Source organism: Microvirga soli (genome assembly GCF_016734765.1).
GTDB lineage: Bacteria > Pseudomonadota > Alphaproteobacteria > Rhizobiales > Beijerinckiaceae > Microvirga > Microvirga soli.
Map to the genome: position 1 here is coordinate 21,231 of NZ_JAERQE010000053.1, position 6,646 is coordinate 27,876.

The 6,646-nt window shown below is 60.7% G+C and carries 6 protein-coding genes; 2 read left to right on the top strand and 4 right to left on the bottom strand.

Features of this window, described 5'->3' with window-relative positions:
* Positions 1–35 precede the first annotated feature (35 nt).
* Complete coding sequence (locus tag JKL45_RS25140; RefSeq protein ID WP_201864537.1) at positions 36–452, bottom strand: hypothetical protein; 417 nt, start codon at positions 450–452, stop codon at positions 36–38.
* Positions 453–572: 120 nt separating this feature from the next.
* On the opposite strand from JKL45_RS25140, the gene JKL45_RS25145 reads away from it, so the two are divergent.
* On the top strand, positions 573–2,378 hold the full coding sequence (locus JKL45_RS25145; RefSeq protein ID WP_201864538.1) for a PHA/PHB synthase family protein: 1,806 nt from the start codon (positions 573–575) through the stop codon (positions 2,376–2,378).
* Between the two features lie 77 nt (positions 2,379–2,455).
* Here JKL45_RS25145 and JKL45_RS25150 read toward each other — a convergent pair whose 3' ends face one another.
* Entirely contained in the window at positions 2,456–3,760 is a 1,305-nt protein-coding gene (locus JKL45_RS25150; protein ID WP_201864539.1) for an OmpP1/FadL family transporter, read from the bottom strand.
* A 382-nt stretch (positions 3,761–4,142) separates the two neighbouring features.
* Between JKL45_RS25150 and JKL45_RS25155 the strand changes: the two genes are divergently transcribed.
* Positions 4,143–5,027: a fumarylacetoacetate hydrolase family protein gene (locus tag JKL45_RS25155; protein ID WP_201864540.1), complete on the top strand. Its 885-nt coding sequence runs from the start codon at positions 4,143–4,145 to the stop codon at positions 5,025–5,027.
* A 134-nt stretch (positions 5,028–5,161) separates the two neighbouring features.
* On the opposite strand, the gene argC is transcribed toward JKL45_RS25155, so the two are convergent.
* Together argC and JKL45_RS25165 are read right to left on the bottom strand one after the other, a co-directional pair.
* Positions 5,162–6,130 (bottom strand): N-acetyl-gamma-glutamyl-phosphate reductase, encoded by a 969-nt coding sequence (gene argC, locus JKL45_RS25160; RefSeq protein ID WP_201864541.1) that lies wholly within the window; start codon positions 6,128–6,130, stop codon positions 5,162–5,164.
* A gap of 308 nt (positions 6,131–6,438) precedes the next feature.
* Complete coding sequence (locus JKL45_RS25165) at positions 6,439–6,594, bottom strand: hypothetical protein (RefSeq protein WP_201864542.1); 156 nt, start codon at positions 6,592–6,594, stop codon at positions 6,439–6,441.
* Between the last annotated feature and the right edge of the window lie 52 nt (positions 6,595–6,646).

Here is a 6,646-nt window from a genome sequence, read left to right on the forward strand (position 1 = left end):
GTCCCCGAGCGGAATCGCATCATTCCCTATAGGCACTAAGGCCTTCTGTTGGAATTCGTCTTCTGGCGCGTCTGCTGCGACGTGTTGGCAGAGGAGTTGGCAGGCAGCTTGATCGGCTCAGGCGGCGGCGTCTTGCCCAGTTCCGCAGCCGCAGCACCCGCAGCCTCGTTCCGCGTCCTCAATGCATCGAGCTCCGCCTCTGCTGCCTTGGTCTCTTCCGCCGTGCGCGCCGGCGTGGGACGCTCGGGGACGGGCGTGCCGATCGGCATGTAGTCGATATTGGCGGGCCTCGAGCGTGCAACGAAGTCTGGAGCTGCCGCGGTTTGCGGACCGGCACCGACGGCCGTTGCCACATCTCGGACAGGATTGAAGCTGCCGTTGCAGCCGGCAACGCTGACGATTGCGAGCATCATCGCGGCAACAGTGGAAGTGCGGCGGATCGAAAAGGCCATCGTACGCATCGTGATACCTAAGAATTGCAACATGACTCTGGCATATCCGACAGGTCGACCGCTAAGATGTCGGAAATACGGCTTGCGAGCAATGTTGCTGCGATAGAGGGAGATCGCCTTATGGACAAGCCATATGGTGAAGAGAAGACCCAAGGCCCTATTCCGGACTTCGAGGAACTCTCCCATAACGTCACTCGGTTCATCGAGGGAGCCGGCAAGGCTGCGGCCGCCTATCTCAAGCCGGTGCAGGAAGGCAAAACACTCTCGGAGCCGCCGGGCGATACGTCGGAGGCGATCAAGTCCCTGAGCCGGGTAGCCGAAGCCTGGATGATCGATCCGCAGAAGAGCCTGGAGGCCCAGACCCGCCTCGGCACCCAATTCCTGAGTCTGTGGGCCTCGACCCTGAAGCGCGCCCAAGGCGAGCCTGCGGAGCCGGTTGCCGAGCCCGAGCCCAAGGACAACCGATTCAAGGACCCCGAATGGTCGGAGAACCCGATCTTTGATTTCCTGAAACAGGCCTATCTCATCTCCTCCCGCTGGGCGGAGGACCTGGTGGAGAACGCGGACGGCATCGACGAGCGCACCCGCCACAAGGCGCAGTTCTATCTCAAGCAGCTCTCAAGCGCCCTCTCCCCCTCCAACTTCCTGCTGACCAACCCTGAGCTCATCCGCGAGACCCTGCGCGAGAATGGCGCCAACCTCGTGCGCGGCATCAGCATGCTGGCGGAGGATATCGAGGCTGGCGGCGGCGAACTGAAGATCCGCCAGTCCGACCCGAGCAATTTTAGGATCGGCGTCAATATCGCCAACACCCCTGGCAAGGTGATCTTCCGCAACGAACTCATCGAGCTGATTCAGTACACGCCAACCACCGAGAAGGTGCTCAAGCGGCCGCTGCTGATCGTGCCGCCCTGGATCAACAAATTCTACATTCTCGACCTCAATCCCGAGAAGAGCTTCATCCGCTGGGCGGTCGCGCAGGGCCTCACCGTCTTCTGCATCTCATGGGTCAATCCGGCCGAGCAGCACGCGGAGAAGGGCTTCGAGCATTACATGCGCGACGGCATCTTCGCGGCGCTGGACGCGATCGAACTGGCAACGGGCGAGAAGAAGGTGACGTCCATCGGCTACTGCGTCGGCGGCACGCTGCTCGCCACGACGCTGGCCTACATGGCCGCAAAGCGGGACAAGCGCATCGACAGCGCAACGCTCTTCACCGCGCAGGTGGACTTCACCCATGCGGGCGACCTGAAGGTGTTCGCCGAGGAGCAGGAAGTCCAGAGCCTTGAGGCCTCCATGAAGAAGCGCGGGTATCTCGAAGGCTCGCGCATGGCCAACGCCTTCAACATGCTGCGGCCCACCGATCTAATCTGGCCCTATGTGGTCAATGTTTACATGAAGGGCAAGGCGCCGCTTCCCTTCGATCTGCTCTACTGGAACGCAGATTCAACCCGCATGCCGGCGGCCAATCACGCTTATTATCTGCGCAACTGCTACCTCGAGAACAAGCTGGCACAGGGCGAGATGGAGCTTGCAGGCGTGAAGCTCGATTTGAAGAAGGTGAAGGCACCGATCTTCAACCTCGCCACCAAGGAAGACCACATCGCCCCTGCCCGCTCGGTCTTCGTGGGATCGAAGGCCTTCGGCGGTCCGGTCCATTACGTGCTCGCCGGATCCGGGCACATCGCCGGCGTCGTCAATCCTCCTGGGAAGCCGAAATACCAGTTCTGGACCGGCGGGCCGGTCGAGGGCGAGCTGGAGGATTGGACGAAGCAGGCGACGGAAACCGCTGGGTCCTGGTGGCCCTATTGGTTCGAATGGATCAAGGCCCAAGCCCCTAAGATGGTGCCGGCGCGTGAGCCCGGAGGCGGCAAGTTGGAGCCGCTGTGCGATGCGCCGGGGACATACGTCCTGGCGAAGTCCTGAACGTCAGTTTCCTTACGGATCTAAAAAAGAAAGGCCGGCGGAAAGCCGGCCTTTCTTCTGTCTGCGTGTTGCGGAACTCAGTACTTGCGAACGATCGGAGCGGCCGGGATGGCAACTGCCGGATTGTCCCAGCGATAGCGCAGACCGACCGAGAGAATGTCCGTGCTGGCATCCACATCCGCCACGAAAGGTGCGCCGGGAAGGAAGTCCTGCTGGCCTTCGACGATGCGGATATCACCCTCTCTCGAGAAAATGTGGGTGTAGGCGACATCGAACGACAGCTTGTCGTTCCACTGATAGCTGGCGCCGACCGATGCCCAGATACGGTCGCTGTCAGGCAGGCGGGTGGAACGAATTTCGGTGTCGATGGGCGACTGCTCGTAAGCGAGACCGGCGCGCAGGGTCCACTGGTTGTTCAGCTTGTAATCCAAGCCGAGGGAGTAGAAGTACCCGTCATCGTAGTTGAGCGGAAGAGTAGTGACGGTTGCGCCGCTTGGGCCCTCGACGAGAGGCGTTTCGAGAACGCTCCAGTTCGTCCACTCGAAGCCGGCATGCAAAGTCAGCGCGGGCGTAATCGCCTTCGAGACGCCGATGGTGAGCTGATCAGGCGTGGTCAGGTCCGCAGTGATCGGAAGACGAGGTGCCCCAACTACGGAGCTACCCACGTTCCCCTCAAGCTCGTGATCGATCCGTGAACGGTAGCCGATACCGATGGTAGTGCCGGCGAATGGGGTGATGGTCACACCAGCGGTGAAGCCGAAGCCGACATCGTCACCGTCGAGAATGACGCTCGGTGAGCCCGGCAAAGGTGCTCCAGCGCGCTTGAGGGTGATGTCGAAGTACTGGAGCGACGGTCCGGCAGCGACGGACAGCCAATCGTTCACCTTCACGCCAACTACTGGATTGACGTTCAGGGAGAAAATCTTAGACGAACGCGAATAAATCTGACCAGCCCAGTCCTGCCGCGGATCGGTCACAAGACCATAAGGCGAAGTCGTGGACAGACCGACCCAGAGCATGTCGTTGATCTGGTAGGAATTGTAGCTCGACGGGACGATAGCATCCTGGCCGATATCTCCCGAGGCGCCGAGAGGGAGCAAGAAGGGGGCGGTTCCTGTCGTGGGATCAATCTCGACCCGCGGCACGATCAACGAGGCATGGCCTTCGCTCCACCAGCCCGGCATCATCGTGATGACGGCGGGGTTCCAGAACATGGAGGACAAGTAGCCCGAGCCGGATGCAGCACCGGCGAAGGAGTAGCCTTGAGCCGAGGCGCTTTGCTCACGGATCGCGAAGGCACCAGCATGAGCACCGCCCTGAGCGGCGACGAGGGCTGCCAGCGAGACCGCAGCCAGGGACAAAGAACGAGAGAGACGGCTCATGGAGTTTTCCTACCCATTTGCTTCTTGTGCGGGCGAATCCCGCCTTGAGCACAATCTGCCAATGCTTAAATTTTGCCGCAATCTGATTGTGATGCTGGATAGGGCCGTTAAGAATCTATAAACGATATGTAAATCGCGGAATAATTACTGATAATTACTTAGGTAGACCTGCAATAGTTGAAAGTATGGAACAAAAGTTCACATCTAAACGAATGTATTGGCGGCTAATTGACGGCTGGTCTCTACCACGGATGAGAACAAAGAAATCGCGCACTTTGTCTGGGCTCGTGGCAAAACAGCAACATATTTGCACCGAGAACATGCATTGTAGCAGAGCGCGTTCGCGCCAATTATGCACATGCCGCAACGAGAGGAGCGTTTGATGAAGCTGGTGAGATTTGGGGAAACGGGACAGGAGAAGCCCGGATTGGTCGACGCCCAAGGGCAGATTCGCGATCTGTCAAGCCTCGTTCCCGACATCACCGGAGCGACATTGTCTTCCGAGACCTTGAACCGCATCCGCCAGGCCGACCCCTCCTCCCTTCCGGTAGCACCCTCCGGCCAGCGCCTCGGTGCCTGCGTGGGCCAAGTCCGAAACTTCATCGCCATCGGGTTGAACTACGCCGACCACGCTGCCGAAACAGGCGCGGCCATTCCGGCGGAGCCCATCGTGTTCAACAAGGCGCCCTCCTGCATTGTCGGGCCTAACGACGACGTGATCATCCCGCGTGGATCACAGAAGACCGATTGGGAGGTCGAACTGGCCATCGTGATCGGCGAACGCGCGTCCTATGTCGGCGCCAACGAGGCGCTGGAGTTCGTGGCCGGTTACTGCGTCTGCAACGACGTCTCCGAGCGTGAGTTTCAGATCGAGCGCGGCGGCACCTGGACCAAGGGCAAAGGCTGCCCGACCTTCGGCCCCTTAGGCCCCTGGCTGGTGACCAGGGACGAGATCCCGGACCCGCAGAACCTCTCCATGTGGCTCGATGTGAACGGCGAGCGCATGCAGAACGGCTCGACCAAGACCATGATCTTCAACGTGCCACAGATCGTCTCGTATGTCTCGCATTTCATGATCCTGGAGCCCGGCGACGTGATCACCACCGGCACCCCTCCGGGTGTCGGCATGGCCCTCAAGCCCCCACGCTTCCTCAAGGCGGGCGATCAGGTGTCGCTCGGCATCGAGGGCCTTGGCGAACAGCGCCAGCGCGTCGTGGCATTCGAGGGCAATGCGGTCGACACCAGCAAGAGCTGGAAGGGGCATTAGCTCCAGCAGAACATCCGATTCTTCACGTCATGGCCGGGCTTGTCCCGGCCATCTCTGTTTGGAGGGCATTGCGCCCCTCATGAACGAGATCTCAGGCACAAGGCCGGCGATGAAAATCAGAGCGACACTGCTCTTCAAATCAGCCCCAGCATGAGCTGGATGTTCTGCACGGCCGCACCGGAAGCTCCCTTGCCGAGATTATCGAGGCGAGCGGTCAGGAGCGCATGGTTGTAGCTATCTTGCTGGAAAACGAAGAGCTCCAGCCGGTCCGTATCGTTCAAGGCTTCCGGCTCGATGCGCTCGATCTTCTTGCCGTCCCGGATCGTCGGCACCACGCTCACGAGGCCACCGCCTTGATAGTGCTGCATGAGAGCCGCTTCGAGATCCGCAGCCTTGGGCTTGCCGGGCAGCATATCAAGGTGGAGCGGCACGCTCACCAGCATGCCCTGCCGGAAATTGCCGACTGACGGAATGAAGATGGGCCGCCGGGTCAGGCCAGTGTATTTCTGCAGCTCGGGTACGTGCTTGTGCTCGAACCCGAGGCCGTAGAGCTCGAAGGACGGAGCCGTGCCGGCCTCGTAGGCCTCAATCATCGAACGCCCGCCGCCGCTGTAGCCGCTCACGGCGTTCACGCTGATCGGGTAGTCGGCTGGGATGAGGCCGGCATCCACGAGGGGGCGGATGAGTGCGATGGCGCCGGTGGGATAGCAGCCGGGATTGGCCACCCGGTCGGCCTTGGCGACTGCCTCCCGCTGGGCGGGATCGAGTTCGGCAAAGCCATAGGTCCAGCCGGGGCTGACCCGATGGGCCGTGCTGGCATCGAGGATCCGGGGCTTATGGCCGCTCAGGCCGTCCACAAGGCTCACAGTCTCCCGCGCGGCATCGTCATGCAGGCAGAGCACCACCAGATCGACCTCGGCCAGGATCTCGCGCTTGGCGGCCGGATCCTTCCGCCGCTCCGGATCGATGCTCCGGATCGCGACGCCAGGCACGCCCTGGAGGCGATCGCGGATGCCGAGGCCGGTGGTGCCCGCCTCCCCGTCGATGAAGACGGTCTTCGTCTTGAGGCCGAGATCCGTTGAGCTTTGAGTCATGGTCGTCATGATCGATCCGTTTTCACCTGTGGCCGCCCGTTCATAGGCAAAGCCGATAGCCCCGATATGGTTCTTGGAAAACAAAAAAGCCGCGCATCGGCGCGGCTTGCGGTCGGGCTTCAGGCAGCCGTCATCGCACGCGCGCCAAGGCGGCGGTCATTCGGCGTCGGTTTGAAGCGCTCAGTGTCAGCATAATCCCCTTATGGGTCCAACCTTAAGTGCTGTCAATATAAGCGGAGAAGGTCCTGAGGTTATGGAAAAGCCGGCGCTTGTTTGCGCCGGCTTTTGTGTTTGTGCAGACTTGGAAGCCTAAAGGCTTAGATCAGCATGAAGTCGTTGGCCGAGAGCGCCAGGCCCTTGCTAACCGTCGCAAACTTGACCTGTGCGATCGATCCCGTGCCGTCCGCATCGTAGAACAGGTCGCCCGTGGCACTGTTGTAGATGATTTTGTTCTCTAATGGGTCAAGGGGCAACTCTCCAATCCTGAGCGGTTTTGCGATCCCAAAGGGTTTCTGCGTTCTCTAC